Source organism: Streptomyces asoensis, from assembly GCF_013085465.1.
GTDB lineage: Bacteria > Actinomycetota > Actinomycetes > Streptomycetales > Streptomycetaceae > Streptomyces > Streptomyces cacaoi_A.
On the sequence record NZ_CP049838.1, the window covers coordinates 6770965 to 6792702 of the forward strand.

The following is a 21738-nucleotide window of genomic DNA, read 5'->3' on the forward strand; positions in this document are numbered from 1 at the left end:
GAGGAGCACATGTCCGCCGAGAGCACGCCGGAGCCCGGAACCCCGGGTGAGGCCGGCACAACGAGCGGGGCGGCCGGCAGCAATGGCCCGCGCCACCGCAGGCAGCGTGGCCGACGCAAGGGGGTGCTGATCGCCGCATGGAGCGCCGCGGGCGTCCTCGTGCTGGGCGGCACCGGTGTCGGCTACCTCTACTTCAAGCTCAACGGCAACATCAAGAGCGTCGACATCGACCAGGCCCTGGGCACCGACCGGCCCACCAAGGTCGACAACGGCTCCGAGAACATCCTCGTGCTCGGCTCGGACACCCGCTCCGGCACCAACAAGAAGCTCGGCGGCGGCACGGACGACGGCAGCGCCCGCTCCGACACCGCGATGATCATCCACGTGTACGAGGGCCACAAGAAGGCCAGCGTGGTCTCCATACCGCGCGACACGCTCATAGACCGCCCCGCCTGCACCGACACGAGCGGTGCCACGCACGACGCCGCGTCCGACGTGATGTTCAACTCGGCGTACTCGACGGGCGGCGCGGCCTGCGCGGTGAAGACGGTCGAGTCGATCAGCGGCGTCCGTATGGACCACTACCTGGAAGTCGACTTCTCGGGCTTCGAGAAGCTCATCGACGAACTCGGCGGCGTCGAGGTCACCACGACCAAGGCCATCGACGACCCCGACAGCCACCTGAACCTCGAGGCCGGCACGCACACGCTCACCGGCGAGCAGGCGCTCGGCCTGGTCCGCACCCGGCACGGCGTCGGCGACGGCTCCGACCTCGGCCGCATCCAGCTCCAGCAGGCCTTCATCAAGGCCCTGGTCAACCAGGTCAAGCAGGTCGGCCTGTTCACCAGCGGCACCAAGCTGTACGACCTCGCGAACACCGCGACCAAGGCCGTCACGGCCGACTCCAAGCTCGGCTCGCTGAACTCCCTGATGTCCTTCGCGAACGGCCTCAAGGGCATCAGCGCCGCCGACATGAACATGGTCACGATGCCGGTCCGGTACGACCCGTCCAACCTCAACCGGGTCATCGTCGCCAAGGCGAAGGCCGAACAGGTGTGGACGGCCCTGAAGAACGACCGGCCCATCCCGAAGGCCGCCACCGAGGGCACCGCCACGGGCGAGGCGGCGGGGGTCGTGACGTCCTCCTGAGGGCCTTCGCGCACCCCGGGGAATAGATCCCCCCGCCCCCCGGTTTTGGGGGATGCGGCCAGTCCTGGCAGACTGGTACGTCGGCTCCGGTTCACGTTTGTCGTATCCCGCGGCAGCGACCCGGCGCCCTCCCGAAACTAGGAGACACCTTGAAGCGCGACATCCACCCCGAGTACGTCGAGACGCAGGTCAGCTGCACCTGTGGCGCCTCGTTCACCACCCGTAGCACGATCGAGAGCGGTTCCATCCGCGCCGACGTCTGCTCCGAGTGCCACCCGTTCTACACGGGCAAGCAGAAGATCCTCGACACCGGTGGCCGTGTGGCCCGCTTCGAGGCCCGCTTCGGCAAGGCTCCCGCCGGCTCCAAGAAGTAGCGAGCCCCTTTTCGCCGGTCCACGGCAGTGTCCCCGCCCAGGGGCACGCCGGGACCGGCGTTTTTGGTCGCCCGCCCTTCCCCCACGCACGTCATTCAGGAGCGCATCATGTTCGAGGCCGTCGAGGAGCTGCTCGGAGAGCACGCCGACCTGGAGAAGAAGCTCGCCGACCCGTCGGTCCACGCCGACCAGGCCAACGCGCGCAAGCTGAACAAGCGCTACGCCGAGCTGACGCCCATCGTCGGCACGTACCGCTCCTGGAAGCAGACCGGGGACGACGTCGAGACCGCGCGCGAGTTCGCCTCCGCCGACCCGGACTTCGCCGCCGAGGTCAAGGATCTGGAGAAGCAGCGCGAGGAGCTGACGGAGAAGCTGCGGCTGCTGCTCGTGCCCCGGGACCCGTCCGACGACAAGGACGTCATCCTCGAGATCAAGGCGGGCGCGGGCGGCGACGAGTCGGCCCTGTTCGCCGGCGACCTGCTGCGCATGTACCTCCGGTACGCCGAGCGCGTCGGCTGGAAGACCGAGATCATCGACGCGACCGAGTCCGAGCTGGGCGGCTACAAGGACGTCCAGGTCGCGGTGAAGACCAAGGGCGGACAGGGCGCCACCGAGCCCGGGCAGGGCGTCTGGGCGCGGATGAAGTACGAAGGCGGCGTGCACCGGGTGCAGCGGGTCCCCGCGACCGAGTCCCAGGGGCGGATCCACACCTCCGCCGCCGGTGTGCTCGTGACGCCCGAGGCCGAGGAGGTCGACGTCGAGATCAACGCGAACGACCTCCGCATCGACGTCTACCGGTCCTCCGGGCCCGGCGGGCAGTCCGTCAACACCACCGACTCCGCCGTGCGCATCACGCACATTCCCACCGGAGTCGTCGCCTCCTGCCAGAACGAGAAGAGCCAGTTGCAGAACAAGGAGCAGGCGATGCGTATCCTGCGCTCCAGGCTGCTCGCAGCGGCGCAGGAGGAAGCGGAGCGGGAGGCCGCCGACGCCCGCCGCAGCCAGGTCCGCACCGTCGACCGCTCCGAGAAGATCCGCACGTACAACTTCCCGGAGAACCGCATCTCGGACCACCGCGTCGGCTTCAAGTCGTACAACCTGGACCAGGTCCTGGACGGCGACCTCGACGCGGTGATCCAGGCCTGCGTCGACGCGGACTCGGCCGCCAAGCTCGCAGCCGCGTAAGCGTTGTAGGACGTACGCACGACGAGTACGACACGGAGGACTTGCGTGAACCTGCTGCTCGCAGAGGTGGCCCAGGCCACCCAGCGGCTGGCCGACGCCGGCGTGCCCTCGCCGCGCAACGACGCGGAGGAGCTCGCCGCGTTCGTGCACGGCGTGAAGCGCGGTGAGCTCCACTCCGTGAAGAACTCCGACTTCGACGCCCGTTACTGGGAGACCATCGCCCGGCGGGAGCAGCGCGAGCCGCTCCAGCACATCACCGGGCGGGCCTTCTTCCGGTACCTGGAGCTCCAGGTCGGCCCCGGCGTCTTCGTACCGCGCCCCGAGACCGAGTCCGTGGTCGGCTGGGCCATAGACGCGGTACGCGCCATGGACGTCGTCGAGCCCCGCATCGTGGACCTGTGCACCGGCAGCGGCGCCATCGCGCTCGCCCTCGCCCAGGAGGTGCCGCGCTCGCGTGTGCACGCCGTGGAGCTGTCCGAGGACGCCCTGCGCTGGACGCGCAAGAACATGGAGGGGTCCAGGGTCGACCTGCGTCAGGGAGACGCCCTGGACGCCTTCCGCGACCTCGACGGCCAGGTCGACCTGGTCATCTCCAACCCCCCGTACATCCCGCTCACCGAGTGGGAGTACGTGGCGCCCGAGGCGCGCGACTACGACCCCGAACTCGCCCTGTTCTCGGGGGAGGACGGCCTCGACCTGATCCGCGGCATCGAGCGCACCGCGCACCGGCTGCTGCGTCCCGGCGGTGTCGTCGTCATCGAGCACGCCGACACCCAGGGCGGCCAGGTGCCGTGGATCTTCACCGAGGAGCGGGGCTGGGCCGACGCGGCCGATCACCCCGACCTCAACAAGCGCCCGCGCTTCGCGACCGCCCGCCGGGCGACGCCATGAGCGGTCCCCACACTTTCGACCCGCAGCAGTACGTGTACGAGGAGGCCCGCTGATGGCACGGCGATACGACACCAACGACGCGACCGACCGCGTGACCGGTCTGCGCGAGGCCGCGTCCGCCGTCCGCCGTGGCGAGCTCGTGGTCCTCCCGACCGACACGGTGTACGGCATCGGCGCCGACGCGTTCTCCTCGGAGGCCGTCGCCGACCTCCTCCAGGCCAAGGGCCGGGGCCGCAACATGCCCACCCCTGTCCTCATCGGCTCCCCGAACACGCTGCACGGGCTCGTCACGGACTTCTCCGAGATGGCCTGGGAACTGGTCGACGCGTTCTGGCCGGGCGCGCTGACGCTCGTCGCCAAGCACCAGCCGTCCCTCCAGTGGGACCTGGGCGACACCCGCGGCACGGTCGCCGTCCGTATGCCGCTGCACCCGGTCGCCATCGAGCTGCTGACGGAGGTCGGCCCGATGGCGGTGTCGTCGGCGAACCTCACCGGGCACCCGGCGCCGGAGAACTGCGACTACGCCCAGGAGATGCTCGGCGACTCCGTCTCCGTCTACCTCGACGGCGGCCCGACCCCCGGCAACGTCCCCTCCTCGATCGTCGACGTCAGCCGAGAGGTGCCGCTGCTGCTGCGTGAGGGCGCGATCTCCGCGGACGAGCTGCGGAAGGTCGTACCCGACCTCGAGGTGGCGAATTGACAGCCCCTGACGCGGGGCGTGGCATAGGCAACGGGGAACGTGCCGCGGAACAGACGACGACGTTCGGGTTTCCGCGCGACAGCTTCCGCATCCTCCACGTCAGCACCGGCAACGTCTGCCGCTCGCCGATCACCGAGCGGCTGACCCGGCATTTCGTGTCGCAGCGGCTCGGGGTGCTGGGCCGCGGGCTGATCGTGGAGAGCGCGGGCACCTGGGGTCATGAGGGCGCGTCCATGGAGGCCAACGCGGAGACCGTGCTGGCCGACTTCGGCGCGGACGCCACCGGGTTCACCGGCCGCGAGCTCCTCGACGAGCACGTCATCATGGCCGACCTGGTCCTGACGGCGACCCGCGACCACCGCGCCCAGGTCATCTCCATGGGCCACTCGGCGGGCCTGCGCACCTTCACCCTCAAGGAGTTCACCCGCCTGGTGAATGCCATCGACCCGGCCACTCTCCCGCCGCTGGACGAAGGCGTGGTGATGCGCGCCCGGGCCCTGGTGCGCGCGGCGGCTGCGCTACGCGGGTGGCTCCTCGCCCCGACACTCGAGGCGGACGAGGTCTACGACCCGTACGGGGCGCCCCTGCCGTTCTTCCGCTCGATCGGTGACGAGATACACCAGGCCCTGGATCCGGTCGTCACCGCTCTCACCGGGGTTCCCGCGAGGATGTAGCGACCGCGCGCGCCCCCCGGCCCGGGCCTACATTGGACGTACGTCACCGTCGACGCCCGGAGCACATCATGTCGGTCACCCATGTCCCCGAGACCGATGTCCTGCGCCGGCAGGACCCCGAGCTGGCCGAGATCCTGCTCGGGGAACGGGAGCGGCAGGCGTCGACGCTCCAGCTGATCGCCGCCGAGAACTTCACCTCGCCCGCCGTGCTGGCCGCGCTCGGCTCGTCGCTCGCCAACAAGTACGCGGAGGGCTATCCGGGGGCCCGGTACCACGGCGGCTGCGAGATCGTCGACATCGCCGAGCGGATCGCCGTGGACCGCGCCAGGACGCTGTTCGGCGCCGAACACGCCAATGTGCAGGCCCACTCGGGCTCCTCCGCGATGCTGGCCGCCTACGCCGCGCTGCTCCGGCCCGGCGACACCGTCCTGGCGCTGGGGCTGCCCGACGGCGGGCATCTCACGCACGGCTCGCCGGCCAACTTCTCCGGCCGCTGGTTCGACTTCATCCCCTACGGGGTGGACGCGGAGACCGGGCTCATCGATCACGAGCAGGTCCGTACCCTGGCCCGGGGACACCGGCCCAAGGCCATCGTGTGCGGGTCCACCGCCTACCCGCGCCACATCGACTACGCCTTCTTCCGCGAGGTCGCCGACGAGACGGGCGCCTATCTGATCGCCGACGCCGCCCATCCCATCGGGCTCGTCGCCGGGGGAGCGGCGCCCAGTCCGGTGCCGTACGCCGACCTCGTCTGCGCGACCACGCACAAGGTGCTGCGCGGGCCGCGCGGCGGGATGCTCCTGTGCGGCGGCGAGCTCGCCGAGCGGGTGGACCGGGCGGTCTTCCCGTTCACCCAGGGCGGCGCGCAGATGCACACCATCGCCGCGAAGGCGGTCGCGTTCGGCGAGGCGGCCACCCCGGCGTTCTCCGTGTACGCCCATCAGGTGGTCGCCAATGCGAGGGTTCTCGCGGCGGCTCTGGAGGCGGAGGGGCTGACCGTCACGACCGGCGGGACGGACACCCACCTCATCACCGCCGACCCGGCACCGCTCGGCGTCGACGGGCGCACCGCGCGCGGGCTGCTCGCGGCCGCCGGGATGGTGCTGGACTGCTGCGCCCTCCCGCATGTCTCGGGCGCGGATGTCACCGCCGCCCACGTCCGTGGCCTGCGCCTGGGCACCGCGGCGCTGACCACACAGGGCATGGGGGAGGAGGAGATGGCGCGGGTCGCGGCACTGCTGGCGGGGGTGCTGCGGGACGAGGTCGAGAGCAGGAAGGCCCGCGAGGAGGTGCGCGAGCTGGCCCTGGCGTTCCCGCCGTATCCGGGCTGAAACGGGGCAGGCGTGTCGCGTACACACCCTCGTGCGTCCCCGCGCACAGCCTCACGTGAAACCATCGTCACTACCCGGAAGTCCTCACACATATGCGCCGTGCGGTAGTCGATCGCTAGGGTGTGGGACTGAGATGGCCAGCGAGACCTGTGGGGAAGCCCGTGCGTGAATACCTGCTGACGCTCTGCATCACGGCCGCGGTGACGTATCTGCTGACAGGGCCGGTACGGAAGTTCGCGATCGTGGCCGGAGCGATGCCGGAGATCAGGGCCCGTGACGTGCACCGGGAACCCACTCCGCGGCTCGGCGGGATCGCCATGTTCTTCGGCCTGTGCGCCGGTCTGCTGGTCGCCGACCACCTCACCAACCTCAACGAGGTCTTCGAGAAGTCGAACGAGCCGCGCGCCCTGCTCTCGGGGGCCGCGCTGATCTGGCTGATCGGTGTCCTGGACGACAAGTTCGAGATCGACGCCCTGATCAAGCTGGGCGGCCAGATGATCGCCGCCGGCGTCATGGTCATGCAGGGTCTGACCATCCTGTGGCTGCCGGTGCCGCTGGTCGGCACGGTCGCGCTGACCCAGTGGCAGGGCACCCTGCTGACGGTCGCGCTGGTGGTCATCACGATCAACGCGGTCAACTTCGTGGACGGCCTCGACGGCCTGGCGGCGGGCATGGTGTGCATCGCCTCGGCGGCGTTCTTCATGTACGCCTACCGCATCTGGTACTCGTACGGCATCGAGGCCGCCGCGCCGGCGACGCTGTTCGCGGCGATCCTGATGGGCATGTGCCTGGGCTTCCTGCCGCACAACATGCATCCTGCGCGGATCTTCATGGGCGACTCCGGCTCGATGCTGATCGGGCTGGTGCTGGCGGCGGGCGCGATCTCCGTCACGGGGCAGGTCGACCCGGACATCATGCGGCTGTTCTCCGGCTCCGAGCGCAACGCGGTGCACCAGATGGTGCCGGTCTACATCCCGCTGCTGATGCCGTTGACGATCATCGCGATCCCGGCCGCCGACCTGATCCTGGCGATCGTGCGCCGCACCTGGCGCGGTCAGTCGCCGTTCGCCGCGGACCGCGGGCACCTGCACCACCGGCTGCTGGAGATCGGCCACTCGCACAGCCGCGCGGTGCTGATCATGTACTTCTGGTCGGCGCTGATCGCGTTCGGCGCGCTCACCTACTCCGTCAACGCGGCTTCCATGTGGATCGTCCTCGGTGTCGTGATCCTCAGTGCGATCGGTCTGGCGCTGCTTCTGCTGCCGCGCTTCCGGCCGCGCACCCCGCGCTGGGCCGAGGCCTTCGTGCCGCCGCGTTACCGGCGCCGGGGCGGGCTGGCGGCCGAGGCGCAGGAGACCGAGGCCCCGGCCGGGCAGTACGGGTCGACCGGTCCCGAGCAGCCCGCTGCCGTCGACGCGCAGAGCCCTGTCACGGTGGGGGTTTCGGGGGCGAACGGGGCCACCGCGATCGGTGGCCGGGGCAGCTCCAAGGTAAGAATCTGACTAGAGCATTGCCAAGTCGTGGGAGAACCGATGGAGGGCAAAGCCCCCCAATACCAGACAAGCCCTCCCGGTTTCTGCACAGACGCGCACTGTCACTCTCATGTGTGACAGCGAGCACACCTGCCAGGTAAAGACCTCATCAAATAGTTTGTGATACGGTTCACGAGAACCCCCCGGACAGAGCCGAAGGACCGCACTACGACGGTTCATTGGAGTGAGGTGGCGTGAGGTCTCTCGCCCCTCGGGCCGGGACTACGCTCGTCCATGACGACACCCTGCCCCCCTTGAATGCGGAGTTGCCGCCATGCAGTCCAACGACGTACGAACACTCCTGCACTGTGCCCTGCCCACCGCAACCGCGGGTGTGGCGGGAGTCGCGGTGAGTGCCGCCGTTGCCGGCGGCAAGGGAGCGCTCGGCGCCGTGTTCGGTGCGGCTCTCGTCCTGCTGTTCATGGGCGGCGGTCTGGTGGTGCTGCTGCGCACCGCGCGCCAGCTTCCCCATCTGTTCCAATCGATGGGGCTGTTGCTCTACACCACCCAGATCCTGCTGCTGATGATCGTGCTGATCACGTTCAAGGGGACCTCGGCCTTCAACCCGAAATGCTTCGCGTTCACGCTGCTGGCGGCCACCCTGGTGTGGATCGCCGCCCAGGTGGTCTCGCACATGAAGGCCAAGATCCTCTACGTCGAGCCGGATTCCGCTCGGGCGTCGTCGTGACCTGTAGGGCCGGTGTAAAGGGACTTCCGCTCTTTTGCTATGGTCTCGCCACAACTGCGGCAGAGCTGGCGCGGGCGGCAGTCGAGCCTGTGACGTCTCACGGTTCGGAGCCCAGTAGCCGCCCCCACATCCGCAAGTCCAGTCCAGTGCCGTCCCGCGGTCGCAGGCCGCGCCGACACATCGAGGTTGCCGTACCCATGCGCCACGCTGAAGGAGCTCGCGGTGAGTAACGCCAAGACGCTCGCCTTCGAGACCGACTGTCATATTTTCGACGGGTGCGGTTTCCCGACCCCCGGCCTGCACTCGTTCCTCTTCGAACCGCTCTTCACCGTCGGCGGCATCGAATTCAACAAGCCGATGCTGCTCTCGCTGGTGAGCACCGTCATCGTCATCGGATTCTTCTGGGCGGCCTTCAACAAGCCGAAGCTGATTCCCGGCAAGCTCCAGATGGTCGGCGAGGCGGGCTACGACTTCGTCCGTCGCGGGGTCGTGTACGAGACGATCGGCAAGCGCGAGGGCGAGAAGTACGTCCCGCTGATGTTCTCGTTGTTCTTCTTCATCTGGATCATGAACCTGTGGTCGATCGTCCCGATCGCGCAGTTCCCGGCCACCGCGGTCATCGCGTTCCCGGTCGGTCTCGCGGCCCTCGTCTACATCGTGTGGATGAGCGTGACGTTCAAGCGCCACGGGTTCATCGGCGGCTGGAAGAACATCACCGGCTACGACCCGTCGCTCGGCCCGGTGTTCCCGATGGTCATGTTCTTCGAGTTCCTGTCGAACGTGTTCATCCGGCCGTTCACCCACGCCGTCCGGCTCTTCGCCAACATGTTCGCCGGGCACGTCCTGATCCTGATCTTCACCATCGGGACCTGGTACCTGCTCAACGGCATCGGCATCGCCTACTCGGCGGTCTCGTTCCTGATGGTCATCGTGATGACGGTCTTCGAGCTGTTCATCCAGGCCCTCCAGGCCTACGTCTTCATCCTCCTGTCCTGTAGCTACATCCAGGGCGCGCTCGCCAAGCACCACTGAGCACCTGCTCAACATCCCCTGAACTTCCGGTGGCCAACCCCCACCGGCCTGTGTAAAGAGAAGGAAGTTACGGCATGTCCGCTCTCGACACCCTCGCCGCGGTCGAAATCAAGGGCAACCTCGCTGCCATCGGCTACGGTCTCGCGGCCATCGGCCCCGGCGTCGGCGTTGGCATCATCTTCGGTAACGGCACCCAGGCGCTGGCTCGCCAGCCCGAGGCCGCCGGCCTGATCCGTCAGAACCAGATCCTCGGCTTCGTCCTCTGTGAGGCGCTCGCCCTGATCGGTCTGGTCATGGGCTTCGTCTACCCGACGTCCTGATCCGGTCATCGCCGACGAGAGAATTCCACGGAAGGAACTGATGTGATCTCGCCCTTGCTGCAAATCGCGGCTGAGGAGGAGGCCCAGAATCCTCTGATCCCGGAGATCCCCGAGCTCGTCATCGGTCTGATCGCGTTCGCGATCGTGTTCTTCGTCCTGGGCAAGAAGCTCCTTCCGAACATCAACAAGGTTCTGGAAGAGCGTCGCGAAGCCATCGAGGGCGGGATCGAACAGGCCGAGATTGCTCGCACTGAGGCCCAGAGCGTCCTGGAGCAGTACAAGGCCCAGCTCGCCGAGGCCCGTCACGAGGCCGCGCGGCTGCGCCAGGAGGCGCAGGAGCAGGGCGCCGCACTCATCACCGAGATGCGTGCGGAAGGCCAGCGCCAGCGCGAGGAGATCGTCGCCGCCGGACACAGCCAGATCGAGGCGGACCGCAAGGCCGCCGCGTCCGCGCTGCGTCAGGACGTCGGCAAGCTCGCCACCGACCTGGCCGGCAAGCTCGTCGGGGAGTCCCTCGACGACCACGCCCGCCAGAGCCGTGTCATCGACCGCTTCCTCGACGACCTCGAGGAGAAGGCCGAGGCATCTCGATGACCGCACACGGAGCGAGCCGCGAGGCATTCGCAGCAGCCCGTGAGCGTCTCGACGCGCTGACGGACTCCACGTCCGTGGACGCGGCGCAGCTCGCCGACGAGCTGGCGGCCGTCACCGCGCTGCTCGACCGCGAGGTCTCGCTGCGTCGGGTCCTCACCGACCCGGCGCAGGCCGGCGAGGCCAAGGCCGAGCTGGCCCAGCGCCTGCTCGGCGCCCAGATCAGCGGCGCCACCGCCGACCTGGTGTCCGGCACGGTGCGTTCCCGCTGGTCGCAGTCCCGCGACCTGGTGGACGTGCTGGAGGAGCTGGCGAACATCGCCGACCTCACCGCCGCGCAGAAGGCCGGCAGGCTCGACAACGTCGAGGACGAGCTGTTCCGCTTCGGACGGATCGTCTCCTCGAACACCGAGCTGCGCGCCGCACTGACCAACCGGAAGGCCACCGCCTCGGCCAAGAGCGAGCTGCTGCGCAGCCTGCTCGGCGGCCGGGCCGACGCGGCCACCGAGCGACTGGTGACGCGCCTCGTGACCGCGCCCCGGGGACGTAGCCTGGAAGCGGGCCTCGAGTCCCTGTCCCGGCTCGCCGCGGAGCGCCGGGACCGCATGGTCGCCGTCGTCACCTCGGCGGTACCGCTGAGCGACCCGCAGAAGCAGCGCCTCGGCGCCGCTCTCGCCAAGCTCTACGGCCGCCCGATGCACCTCAACCTCGACGTGGACCCCGCGGTCCTCGGCGGGATCCGGGTGCAGGTCGGTGACGAGGTGATCAACGGCTCCCTCGCGGACCGCATCGAGGACGCCGCCCGCCGCATGGCGAGCTAGCAGCAACTCAAGACCGCAGTACGAACTGATGGCGGCCCTGGTTGGGCCGTGCAGAGGATTCACCTCTTTCAGGGGGGAGTCCCCATCCCCCCAAAGTGAAACTTCGGGCCCAACAAGGAGAGCAGGGAACCCAGATGGCGGAGCTCACGATCCGGCCGGAGGAGATCCGGGATGCGCTGGAGAACTTTGTCCAGTCGTACAAGCCGGACGCGGCCTCGCGCGAGGAGGTCGGTACGGTCACCCTTGCCGGCGACGGCATCGCGAAGGTCGAGGGCCTTCCCTCGGCCATGGCCAACGAACTGCTGAAGTTCGAGGACGGCACCCTCGGCCTCGCGCTCAACCTCGAAGAGCGCGAGATCGGTACCGTCATCCTCGGCGAGTTCAGCGGCGTCGAGGAGGGCCAGCCGGTCACCCGCACGGGAGAGGTCCTGTCCGTCGCCGTCGGCGAGGGCTACCTCGGCCGTGTCGTCGACCCGCTCGGCAACCCGATCGACGGCCTCGGCGAGATCGAGACGTCCGGCCGCCGTGCCCTGGAGCTCCAGGCTCCGGGTGTCATGGCCCGTAAGTCGGTCCACGAGCCGATGGAGACCGGCTACAAGGCCGTCGACGCGATGACCCCGGTCGGCCGTGGTCAGCGTCAGCTGATCATCGGTGACCGCCAGACCGGCAAGACCGCCCTGGCCGTCGACACGATCATCAACCAGCGCGACAACTGGCGCTCCGGTGACGTGAAGAAGCAGGTCCGCTGCGTCTACGTCGCCATCGGCCAGAAGGGCTCGACCATCGCCTCCGTGCGTGGCGCCCTCGAAGAGGCCGGCGCGCTGGAGTACACGACCATCGTCGCCGCCCCGGCGTCCGACCCGGCCGGCTTCAAGTACCTGGCGCCGTACACCGGTTCGGCCATCGGTCAGCAGTGGATGTACGAGGGCAAGCACGTCCTCATCATCTTCGACGACCTCTCGAAGCAGGCCGACGCCTACCGCGCCGTGTCGCTGCTGCTGCGCCGCCCGCCGGGCCGTGAGGCCTACCCGGGCGACGTCTTCTACCTGCACTCCCGTCTGCTGGAGCGCTGCGCGAAGCTCTCCGACGACCTGGGCGCCGGCTCGATGACGGGTCTGCCGATCGTCGAGACGAAGGCCAACGACGTCTCGGCGTTCATCCCGACCAACGTCATCTCCATCACCGACGGCCAGTGCTTCCTGGAGTCGGACCTGTTCAACGCCGGTCAGCGCCCCGCGCTGAACGTCGGTATCTCCGTCTCCCGAGTCGGTGGTTCCGCGCAGCACAAGGCGATGAAGCAGGTTTCCGGCCGCCTCCGCCTCGACCTCGCCCAGTACCGTGAGCTGGAGGCGTTCGCCGCCTTCGGTTCCGACCTGGACGCCGCGTCGAAGTCCCAGCTGGAGCGCGGTCAGCGCCTGGTCGAGCTGCTCAAGCAGGCTCAGTACCAGCCGATGCCGACCGAGGACCAGGTCGTCTCCGTGTGGGCCGGTACCACCGGCAAGATGGACGACGTTCCGGTCGCCGACGTCCGCCGCTTCGAGAAGGAGCTCCTGGAGTACCTGCACCGCAAGGAGCAGGGCCTCATGACCTCCATCAAGGAGGGCGGCAAGATGTCGGACGACACCCTCATCGCCATTGCCGACGCGATCGCCGAGTTCAAGAAGCAGTTCGAGACCTCGGACGGCAAGCTTCTCGGCGAGGACGCCCCGGCCGCGGCCAAGTGACGTAAGGAAGGGACCTGACTCATGGGAGCCCAGCTCCGGGTCTACAAGCGTCGCATCCGATCCGTCACCGCGACCAAGAAGATCACCAAGGCGATGGAGATGATCGCCGCCTCGCGTGTCGTCAAGGCACAGCGCAAGGTGGCGGCCTCCACGCCGTACGCGACCGAGCTCACCCGCGCGGTCACGGCGGTCGGTACCGGCTCGAACACCAAGCACCCGCTGACCACGGAGGCGGAGACGGCGACCCGTGCCGCGGTGCTGCTCCTCACGAGCGACCGCGGACTGGCCGGCGCCTTCAACTCCAACGCCATCAAGGCCGCCGAGCAGCTGACGGCGCGGCTTGAGGCGGAGGGCAAGGAGGTCGACACGTACATCGTCGGCCGCCGCGGTCTGGCCCACTACAACTTCCGCGAGCGCAAGGTCGCGGAGTCGTGGTCGGGCTTCACCGACGAGCCCACCTATGCGGACGCGAAGAAGGTCGCGGGTCCGCTGATCGAGGCCATCGAGAAGGAGACGGCGGACGGCGGCGTGGACGAACTCCACATCGTCTTCACCGAGTTCGTCTCGATGATGACGCAGACGGCGCTCGGCGACCGTCTGCTGCCGCTCAGCCTCGACGAGGTGGCCAAGGAGTCGGCGCCGAAGGGCGAGATCCTTCCGCTGTACGACTTCGAGCCGTCGGCGGAGGACGTCCTCGACGCCCTGCTGCCTCGGTACGTCGAGAGTCGTATCTACAACGCTCTGCTCCAGTCGGCTGCCTCCAAGCACGCCGCCACGCGCCGTGCGATGAAGTCGGCGACCGACAACGCGGGAGACTTGATCAACACGCTCTCCCGCCTTGCCAACGCGGCCCGCCAGGCCGAAATCACCCAGGAAATCAGCGAGATCGTCGGTGGCTCCGCAGCCCTGGCCGACGCGACCGCGGGGAGTGACAGGTAATGACGACGACAGTTGAGACGGCCGTTGCCACGGGCCGCGTCGCCCGGGTCATCGGCCCGGTCGTCGACGTGGAATTCCCCGTCGACGCCATGCCGGAGATCTACAACGCCCTTCACGTCGAGGTCGCCGACCCGGCGAAGGACGGCGAGAAGAAGACGCTGACCCTGGAGGTCGCCCAGCACCTGGGTGACGGCCTGGTCCGCACGATCTCCATGCAGCCCACCGACGGTCTGGTCCGCCAGGCCCCGGTCACCGACACCGGCAACGGCATCACCGTTCCGGTCGGCGACTTCACCAAGGGCAAGGTGTTCAACACCCTCGGTGAGGTGCTGAACGTCGACGAGCAGTACGAGGGCGAGCGCTGGTCCATCCACCGCAAGGCCCCCAACTTCGACGAGCTCGAGTCGAAGACCGAGATGTTCGAGACCGGCGTCAAGGTCATCGACCTGCTGACCCCGTACGTCAAGGGCGGCAAGATCGGTCTGTTCGGTGGTGCCGGCGTCGGCAAGACGGTGCTCATCCAGGAGATGATCTACCGCGTCGCCAACAACCACGACGGTGTCTCCGTGTTCGCCGGTGTCGGCGAGCGCACCCGTGAGGGCAACGACCTCATCGAGGAGATGGCGGAGTCGGGCGTCATCGACAAGACCGCCCTGGTCTTCGGCCAGATGGACGAGCCCCCGGGCACTCGTCTGCGCGTGGCCCTGGCCGGTCTGACCATGGCGGAGTACTTCCGCGATGTGCAGAAGCAGGACGTGCTGTTCTTCATCGACAACATCTTCCGCTTCACCCAGGCCGGTTCCGAGGTCTCGACCCTGCTCGGCCGCATGCCCTCCGCGGTGGGCTACCAGCCGAACCTGGCCGACGAGATGGGTCTCCTCCAGGAGCGCATCACCTCGACCCGTGGTCACTCGATCACCTCGATGCAGGCGATCTACGTCCCCGCGGACGACCTGACCGACCCGGCCCCGGCCACCACGTTCGCCCACCTCGACGCGACGACGGTTCTCTCCCGTCCGATCTCCGAGAAGGGCATCTACCCGGCCGTGGACCCGCTGGACTCCACGTCCCGCATCCTGGACCCCCGCTACATCGCGGCGGACCACTACAACACCGCGATGCGCGTCAAGACGGTCCTCCAGAAGTACAAGGACCTCCAGGACATCATCGCGATCCTCGGTATCGACGAGCTGGGCGAGGAGGACAAGCTCACCGTCCACCGTGCCCGTCGCGTGGAGCGCTTCCTGTCGCAGAACACCCACGTCGCCAAGCAGTTCACCGGCGTCGACGGGTCGGACGTCCCGCTGGACGAGTCGATCACCGCGTTCAACGCGATCATCGACGGCGAGTACGACCACTTCCCGGAGCAGGCGTTCTTCCTGTGCGGTGGCATTGAGGACCTCAAGGCCAACGCCAAGGAGCTCGGCGTCTCCTGAGCCTCGTGCTCTTGAAGAGGGGCGGGCGCGTCCCGCCCCTCTTCGTACGCCCACTAGACTTGTAACCAACACCCGGCAGATCCGCCGGGTGGTGACCCGAGGAGCCACCTTGGCTGCTGAGCTGCACGTCGCGCTGGTCGCGGCCGACCGAGAGGTCTGGTCCGGCGAGGCCACCCTGGTCGTCGCGCGCACCACGTCGGGCGACATCGGCGTCATGCCCGGTCACCAGCCGCTGCTCGGTGTGCTGGAGTCGGGCCCGGTGACCATCCGTACGAGTGATGGTGGAACGGTCGTCGCCGCGGTGCACGGCGGTTTCATCTCGTTCGCGGACAACAAGCTGTCACTGCTGGCCGAGATCGCCGAGCTTTCGGACGAGATCGACGTCCAGCGCGTGGAGCGGGAACTCGAGCGCGCGAAGGCGGAGGGCGATGCAGCCGCCGAGCGTCGCGCGGACGTACGACTGCGTGCGGCGGCCTCGCGCTGAGCCAGCGTGTAACCGCTTGACGTCACTCAGCCGCGGTCGGCACCGGAGCAATCCGGAGCCGACCGCGGCTGAGGCAGATATGGATGTTTTTTCCGTTCCGTTACCTATTTTCGGTACCTAGGAGACGAGGAGGTCGGTGTCGATGGTCCTCGCTCTGACTGTGTGCGGAATCGTCGTGGCCCTGGTGGCGCTGGGGTTGTTCGTCTTCGGCCTGCGCCGCAGACTCATCCAGCGGTCCGGCGGCACCTTCGACTGTTCCCTGCGCTGGGACGTCTCCGAGAAACCGGACACGAGCGGAAAAGGCTGGAGCTACGGGGTCGCCCGCTACAACGGCGACCGCATCGAGTGGTACCGCGTCTTCTCGTACGCCTACCGCCCGCGCCGGGTCCTGGAGCGCGGCTCGATCGAGGTGGCCGGCCGCCGTCTTCCCGAGGGCGAGGAGGAGCTGGCGCTGCTGTCCGACGCGGTGATCCTCACCTGTGTGCACCGGGGCACGCGCCTCGAACTCGCGATGAGCGAAGACGCGCTGACCGGTTTCCTCGCTTGGCTGGAAGCAGCCCCGCCCGGTCAGCGCGTCAATGTCGCTTGATCACACGAACATTTCTACGACGGTTACGACAGTCCGCTGTTGATGGCGCTCACCAGTTCACCGTTGCTGGTGTCTCCGCTGAACTCCCAGAAGAACGCGCCGCCCAGACCCTGGTTCTTGGCCCAGGTCATCTTCCCGGCGATGGTGGCCGGGGTGTCGTAGGACCACCAGTTGCTGCCGCACTTCGCGTACGCCGTGCCGGCGATGGTGCCGGTGGCCGGGCAGGACGTCTTGAGGACCTTGTAGTCCTCGATGCCCTGCTCGTAGGTGCCGGCCGCCGGGCCCGTGGCCGTGCCGCCCGGGGCGTCCTGGGTGACACCGGTCCAGCCGCGGCCGTAGAAACCGATGCCGATGAGCAGCTTGCTCGCGGGTACGCCCTTCGCCTTGAACTTGGCCATCGCGTCGGCCGTGGTGAATCCGGCCTGCGGGATGCCGCTGTACGAGGTGAGCGGGGAGTGCGGGGCCGTCGGGCCCTGGGCCGCCCAGGCGCCGAAGAAGTCGTACGTCATCACGTTGTACCAGTCGACGTACGCCGCCGCGCCCGCGTAGTCGGCCGCGTCGATCTTGCCGCCGGAGGAGCCGTCGGCGGTGGTGGCGGCGGTGACCAGGTTGCCCGTGCCGAACTTGGCGCGCAGGGCCTGCATCAGGTTCTTGTAGGCCGCCGCCCCGCTGGTGTCACAGGACAGGCCGCAGGCGTTCGGGTACTCCCAGTCGATGTCGATGCCGTCGAAGACGTCGGCCCAGCGCGGGTCCTCGACCAGGTTGTAGCAGGACTGCGCGAACGCGGCCGGGTTGGCGGCGGCCTGGGCGAAGCCACCGGACCAGGTCCAGCCGCCGAAGGACCACAGCACCTTGATGTTCGGGTACTTGGCCTTCAGCTGGCGCAGCTGGTTGAAGTTGCCGCGCAGCGGCTGGTCCCAGGTGTCGGCGACGCCGCTGACCGACTGGTCCGCGGTGAAGGCCTTGTCGTAGTCGGCGTAGGAGTCGCCGATCGCGCACTGGCCGCCTGTGACGTTGCCGAAGGCGTAGTTGATGTGCGTGATCTTCGCGGCCGAACCGGACGTCACCAGGTTCTTGACGTTGTAGTTGCGGCCGTAGATGCCCCACTCGGTGAAGTAGCCGAGCTTGACCTTGGAGCCGGTGGTCGGGGGAGTGGTGGTGCCGCCCGTGGTGTGGACCGCGACCGCGCCGCTGACCGGGCCGGTCTGGTCGGCGGTGTCACGGGCCTGGACGGTGTAGGAGTAGTCGGTCCCGGCGGTCAGACCGGTGTCGGTGTACGAGGTCGTCGTGACCGTGGCGACCTTGGCGCCGTCACGCAGGACGTCGTAGTTCTTGACGCCCTTGTCGTCGGTGGCGGCGGACCAGGTCAGCTTCACCGAGGTGTCGGTGAGGGCGGAGGCGGTCGGGGTGCCCGGGGCGGACGGGGAGGCGTCGCCCGGGACCGTCGTGCCGTCGCAGCTGTCGCCGTTGAGTTTGCAGTTGGACGGGGAGCCGGAGCCCGCGCCGTTGAAGCCGAAGGAGACGGAGGCGCCTGCGGCGAGGGTGCCGTTCCAGGACTTGTTCTTGGCGGTCCAGTGGGTGCCGGAGGACGTGACGTCGGCGTCCCAGGCGGAGGTGACGGAGGTGCCGGAGGGGAAGTCCCACTCGACCGTCCATGAACTGATGGCGGTGGTGCCGGTGTTCTTCACCGTCCACCTGCCCTCGAAGCCGGTGCCCCAGTCCGATGCCTTGGTGTAGGTGGCGGTGGCGGTCGTGGCGGCCTGAGCGGGGCTCGCGAGGCCGACCAGGCCGGCCAGCGGGAGCAACAGCGTCGCGAACCCTGCCGCGGCTCTGTGTCTGAAGCGCATCCTGCGCCTCCTCGGGGGGAGTCGGGGGGCGTGACTGAGCCTTCACGCCCACGGTGCCGCGAGAATAGAAAGGTCTGGACCACAGGTCAATAGGTCTGGACCACTGCGGCCCGCTAAACCTCCGGAGCCCCCTCGGATCCCGCCTGGATCCCCAACTCCTGGGCCAGCACCGCCGCTTGCACCCGGCTGCGCAGCTCCAGCTTCCCCAGCAGACGGCTGACATGCGTCTTCACCGTCGCCTCCGCCATGTCGAGGCGCCCGGCGATGCCCGCGTTGGACATCCCCTCGCCCAGACAGGCCAGCACCTCGCGCTCGCGCCGGGTGAGGGCGTCCAGGACGGCGGGGTCGGCCTTCGGCGCCCGCACCGGCTTCGCGGCGAACTCGGCGATCAGCCGGCGGGTCACCGCGGGAGCGATCAGCCCCTCCCCGGCGGCCACCGTACGCACCGCCGCCAGGAGGTCCCTCGCCTCCGTGTTCTTCAGCAGGAAGCCCGCCGCGCCCGCCCGCAGCGCCCCGAACACATACTCGTCATGGTCGAAGGTGGTCAGCACCAGGACGTCGGCGAGACCCTCCTCGACGACCTTCCGGGTCGCCGACACCCCGTCGAGGCGCGGCATCTGAACGTCCATCAGCACCACGTCGGGCCGCAACTCGCGGGCCAGCGCGACCGCCTGCTCCCCGTCCGCCGCCTCGCCCACCACCTCGATGTCGGACGCGCTGCCCAGGATCAGGACGAGCCCGGCGCGCACGGCGGACTGGTCCTCGGCGACGAGGACCCGGATGGCGGAGCTCATACGGGCTCTCCTTCGACCAGGGGGAATGTGGCACGCACCGTCCAGCAGGAGTCCTCGGGGCCGGCGTCGAACGTGCCGTCCAGCAGCGCCGCACGCTCCCGCATCCCGACGAGCCCGGCGCCGGAGCCGGGGGCGCGGGGCCCGTCCCGATGGCCGTAGGGACTCCGCACCCGCACGTCGAGCACCCCGTCGCGCTGGACGAGGGCGACGGTGACCCGGCCGGGGCAGGCGTGCTTCAGCGCGTTGGTCAGCGACTCCTGGACGATCCGGTAGGCGGCGAGTTCGACGGGGGCGGGTACCTCACCGTGCGCGGAGTCGAGGGTGACGTCGAGACCATTGGCGCGGGCGCCGTCGACGAGAGCCTCCAGGCCGTCCAGGGTGGGGGCCGCGGCGGGCTCGCGGTCCCCGCTGCCGTCGCGCAGGATCCCGATCAGCCGCCGCATCTCCGCCAGCCCCTCGACGCTGTTCTCGCGGATGACGGACAGCGCCTGCCTGGATGTGTCCGGGTCGTCGATCGAGAGCGCCGCCGTCGAGTGGATGGCGATCGCGGACAGGTGGTTGGCGACCATGTCGTGCAACTCCCGCGCCATCCGGGCCCGTTCGGTCGTGACGGCCTGGGCGCGGTCCATCTCGGCGAGCAGCGCGGTCTGTTCGGCCCGCAGCCGGGCCGCCTCGGCCGCGTCGCGGTGGTTGCGCACGATCCAGCCGGTGGCGGCGGGCCCGTAGGCCACGATGCCGACCACCACCCCGATCAGCAGGGCCTCCGGCACCCGCCACACCGCGAACGGCACCAGCGTCCCGGCCACCGTCAGCAGTCCGGTGATCCACTGGATCCGGCGGGCCGACGCGAGCGGGCCGTACAGGACGGCCGCGTACATCACGTCGGTGTACATCAGCACCGTGAACAGGTTGCCCTGGGTCAGGGTGTCCAGGACGATCGCGGCCGTGCCGATCAGCAGGGCCGTGCGCGGCGCGATCCGGCGCAGCACCTCACAGCCGGCCATCACGCAGAGCGGCACCAGGACCGGCCAGGGGCCGTCCAGGAGCGCGATCGGATCGTCGGACGGCCGGGTGCCCAGACCGATGGCGACCAGCAGCAGCCCACCGAGCAGCCCGCCGACCGCGATGTACACGTCGAAGCGGTGCGGGCGACGCAGGCGGTGCAGTTCTCGGACGGCCATGCCCTCCATCCAACACGCCTCGCCTCCCGTCCGCCTGCTCCCCGGGAACGGTCCCGAACTGCATCTTTCGATGTACCGCGAGTTCGTCACCGCCGACGACGAGACGCGATCTCCCGCCCGGGAGCCTGGAAGGGTGAGCGAGAGGAGCGAACCGTGATCGTCGGACTGATCATCGCCTGCGAGGTGGCCTTCTGGGTGCTGCTGGCCGCCGGACTGGCCTTCCGGTACGTGTTCCGGATGCCGCGGCTGGGGCTGGCCCTGCTGCTGTGCGAGCCGCTGCTGGAGGTCGTGCTGTTCGCGGTGACCGCGATCGACCTCAGACACGGCGCCGAGCCGGACTGGCGGCACGGCCTCGCCGCGGTCTACATCGGCTTCACCGTGGGCCTCGGCCACTCCACCGTCAAGTGGGCGGACGCCCGGGTCGCCCACCGCTTCGCCGGCGGCCCGCCGCCCGTGCGGCCGCCGAAGTACGGCAGGGCCCGCGCCGTCCACGAATGGAAGGTCGCGGGCCGCTGGACCCTCGCCGCACTGGTCGCCGTGGCGCTGCTCCAGGCGGCCGTCTGGTACGTCGGCGGGCACGGCGGGACCGGCTCGCTGCGGGCGTGGCAGCTGCGGATGCTGTGGGTGATCGGCATCAACCTCGTCATCGCGGGGAGCTACACCCTGTTCCCGAAGTCCGAACCGAAGTCCGAACCGAAGTCCGAACCGAACGGCGGACCGGACGGCGGACCGGACGGCGGATCGGAGCGGGAACCGGCCAAGATGCGCTAGCGCTCCCCGCCCGGCACCCAGAGCACGTCGCCGACCGCCTTGTTGGCGGTGCGGGCCAGAATGAACAGCAGGTCCGAGAGCCGGTTGAGGTAGGTCGCGGTGAGCGGGTTCATCCACTCACCGTGCACCTCCAGCGCAGCCCAGGTGGAGCGTTCGGCCCGCCGGACGACCGTGCAGGCCTGGTGGAGCAGGGCCGCGCCCGGGGTGCCGCCGGGCAGGATGAACGACCGCAGCTTCTCCAGCCGCTCGTTGAACCGGTCGCAGTCCGCCTCCAGACGGTCGACGTAGAACTGCTCGACCCGCAGGGGCGGGAACTCCGGGTTCTCCACCACCGGCGTCGACAGGTCCGCGCCCACGTCGAACAGGTCGTTCTGGACCCGGGTGAGCACCACGACGAGCTCCTCGTCCAGTCCGCCCAGGGCGAGTGCCGTGCCGAGCGCCGCGTTCGCCTCGTTGACGTCGGCGTACGCGGCGATCCGCAGGTCGGTCTTGGCGACCCGGCTCATGTCGCCGAGAGCGGTGGTGCCCTGGTCGCCGGTCCTCGTGTAGATGCGCGTCAGATTGACCATGCGGCCAATCTAGACCGTCCCGGAGAATCCGTTCGGTTCCCTTCGTCACTGCTGTCGGAGCCTGGTCAGTCCCGGTCCAATCGTCGTGAATCGGACAGTAATTGACGACGTGACCG

23 protein-coding genes are annotated in these 21738 nt (G+C 69.0%); 19 read left to right on the forward strand and 4 right to left on the reverse strand.

Going from position 1 to position 21738, the window contains the following annotated elements:
* Positions 1 to 9 precede the first annotated feature (9 nt).
* From G9272_RS30435 to G9272_RS30520, 18 genes are all read left to right on the forward strand, one after another.
* Positions 10 to 1149 (forward strand): LCP family protein, encoded by a 1140-nt coding sequence (locus G9272_RS30435; RefSeq protein WP_171399473.1) that lies wholly within the window; start codon positions 10 to 12, stop codon positions 1147 to 1149.
* Positions 1150 to 1298: 149 nt separating this feature from the next.
* On the forward strand, positions 1299 to 1523 hold the full coding sequence (gene rpmE / locus G9272_RS30440; RefSeq protein WP_062642060.1) for a 50S ribosomal protein L31: 225 nt from the start codon (positions 1299 to 1301) through the stop codon (positions 1521 to 1523).
* Positions 1524 to 1631: 108 nt separating this feature from the next.
* Positions 1632 to 2708: a peptide chain release factor 1 gene (gene prfA, locus G9272_RS30445; protein ID WP_171399474.1), complete on the forward strand. Its 1077-nt coding sequence runs from the start codon at positions 1632 to 1634 to the stop codon at positions 2706 to 2708.
* A gap of 45 nt (positions 2709 to 2753) precedes the next feature.
* Positions 2754 to 3599, forward strand: a complete 846-nt coding sequence (gene prmC, locus G9272_RS30450; RefSeq protein ID WP_020131188.1) for a peptide chain release factor N(5)-glutamine methyltransferase — start codon at positions 2754 to 2756, stop codon at positions 3597 to 3599.
* Positions 3600 to 3651: 52 nt separating this feature from the next.
* Entirely contained in the window at positions 3652 to 4299 is a 648-nt protein-coding gene (locus G9272_RS30455) for an L-threonylcarbamoyladenylate synthase (protein ID WP_171399475.1), read from the forward strand.
* Positions 4296 to 4973 (forward strand): protein-tyrosine-phosphatase, encoded by a 678-nt coding sequence (locus tag G9272_RS30460; RefSeq protein ID WP_171399476.1) that lies wholly within the window; start codon positions 4296 to 4298, stop codon positions 4971 to 4973. Before G9272_RS30455 ends, G9272_RS30460 begins: the two co-directional genes overlap by 4 nt.
* A gap of 68 nt (positions 4974 to 5041) precedes the next feature.
* Positions 5042 to 6304, forward strand: a complete 1263-nt coding sequence (glyA, locus tag G9272_RS30465) for a serine hydroxymethyltransferase (RefSeq protein WP_171399477.1) — start codon at positions 5042 to 5044, stop codon at positions 6302 to 6304.
* Between the two features lie 161 nt (positions 6305 to 6465).
* Positions 6466 to 7806, forward strand: coding sequence for an MraY family glycosyltransferase (locus G9272_RS30470; RefSeq protein ID WP_171399478.1), 1341 nt, complete (start codon positions 6466 to 6468; stop codon positions 7804 to 7806).
* A gap of 304 nt (positions 7807 to 8110) precedes the next feature.
* Entirely contained in the window at positions 8111 to 8524 is a 414-nt protein-coding gene (locus G9272_RS30475) for a hypothetical protein (protein WP_171399479.1), read from the forward strand.
* Between the two features lie 222 nt (positions 8525 to 8746).
* Positions 8747 to 9556 (forward strand): F0F1 ATP synthase subunit A, encoded by an 810-nt coding sequence (atpB, locus tag G9272_RS30480; protein WP_020131182.1) that lies wholly within the window; start codon positions 8747 to 8749, stop codon positions 9554 to 9556.
* Between the two features lie 74 nt (positions 9557 to 9630).
* Positions 9631 to 9876, forward strand: a complete 246-nt coding sequence (locus G9272_RS30485; RefSeq protein WP_020131181.1) for an ATP synthase subunit C — start codon at positions 9631 to 9633, stop codon at positions 9874 to 9876.
* A 45-nt stretch (positions 9877 to 9921) separates the two neighbouring features.
* Positions 9922 to 10470, forward strand: coding sequence for a F0F1 ATP synthase subunit B (locus G9272_RS30490; RefSeq protein WP_107095541.1), 549 nt, complete (start codon positions 9922 to 9924; stop codon positions 10468 to 10470).
* Entirely contained in the window at positions 10467 to 11288 is an 822-nt protein-coding gene (locus G9272_RS30495; protein ID WP_171399480.1) for a F0F1 ATP synthase subunit delta, read from the forward strand. The genes G9272_RS30490 and G9272_RS30495 overlap by 4 nt, the downstream gene beginning before the upstream one ends.
* A 134-nt stretch (positions 11289 to 11422) precedes the next feature.
* Entirely contained in the window at positions 11423 to 13012 is a 1590-nt protein-coding gene (gene atpA / locus G9272_RS30500) for a F0F1 ATP synthase subunit alpha (protein ID WP_020131178.1), read from the forward strand.
* Positions 13013 to 13033: 21 nt separating this feature from the next.
* Positions 13034 to 13951, forward strand: coding sequence for a F0F1 ATP synthase subunit gamma (locus tag G9272_RS30505; RefSeq protein ID WP_171399481.1), 918 nt, complete (start codon positions 13034 to 13036; stop codon positions 13949 to 13951).
* Positions 13951 to 15387, forward strand: coding sequence for a F0F1 ATP synthase subunit beta (atpD, locus tag G9272_RS30510; protein WP_171399482.1), 1437 nt, complete (start codon positions 13951 to 13953; stop codon positions 15385 to 15387). Before G9272_RS30505 ends, atpD begins: the two co-directional genes overlap by 1 nt.
* A gap of 109 nt (positions 15388 to 15496) precedes the next feature.
* Positions 15497 to 15871, forward strand: a complete 375-nt coding sequence (locus tag G9272_RS30515; protein ID WP_057584029.1) for a F0F1 ATP synthase subunit epsilon — start codon at positions 15497 to 15499, stop codon at positions 15869 to 15871.
* 142 nt (positions 15872 to 16013) lie between these two features.
* Entirely contained in the window at positions 16014 to 16460 is a 447-nt protein-coding gene (locus tag G9272_RS30520) for a DUF2550 domain-containing protein (RefSeq protein WP_020131174.1), read from the forward strand.
* Positions 16461 to 16483: 23 nt separating this feature from the next.
* Here G9272_RS30520 and G9272_RS30525 read toward each other — a convergent pair whose 3' ends face one another.
* The 3 genes from G9272_RS30525 to G9272_RS30535 form a co-directional block, all read right to left on the reverse strand.
* On the reverse strand, positions 16484 to 18307 hold the full coding sequence (locus G9272_RS30525; RefSeq protein WP_171399483.1) for a glycoside hydrolase family 18 chitinase: 1824 nt from the start codon (positions 18305 to 18307) through the stop codon (positions 16484 to 16486).
* A 113-nt stretch (positions 18308 to 18420) separates the two neighbouring features.
* Positions 18421 to 19101 carry a response regulator gene (locus G9272_RS30530; RefSeq protein WP_171399484.1) on the reverse strand — a complete coding sequence of 227 codons (681 nt, stop codon included), beginning with the start codon at positions 19099 to 19101 and terminating at the stop codon, positions 18421 to 18423.
* Positions 19098 to 20291 carry a sensor histidine kinase gene (locus tag G9272_RS30535; RefSeq protein WP_437184318.1) on the reverse strand — a complete coding sequence of 398 codons (1194 nt, stop codon included), beginning with the start codon at positions 20289 to 20291 and terminating at the stop codon, positions 19098 to 19100. The genes G9272_RS30530 and G9272_RS30535 overlap by 4 nt, the downstream gene beginning before the upstream one ends.
* Positions 20292 to 20435: 144 nt before the next feature.
* On the opposite strand from G9272_RS30535, the gene G9272_RS30540 reads away from it, so the two are divergent.
* Positions 20436 to 21053 carry a hypothetical protein gene (locus tag G9272_RS30540; protein WP_171399486.1) on the forward strand — a complete coding sequence of 206 codons (618 nt, stop codon included), beginning with the start codon at positions 20436 to 20438 and terminating at the stop codon, positions 21051 to 21053.
* On the opposite strand, the gene G9272_RS30545 is transcribed toward G9272_RS30540, so the two are convergent.
* Positions 21050 to 21622 carry a cob(I)yrinic acid a,c-diamide adenosyltransferase gene (locus G9272_RS30545; protein WP_171399487.1) on the reverse strand — a complete coding sequence of 191 codons (573 nt, stop codon included), beginning with the start codon at positions 21620 to 21622 and terminating at the stop codon, positions 21050 to 21052. The genes G9272_RS30540 and G9272_RS30545 overlap by 4 nt on opposite strands.
* Positions 21623 to 21738: the final 116 nt, after the last annotated feature.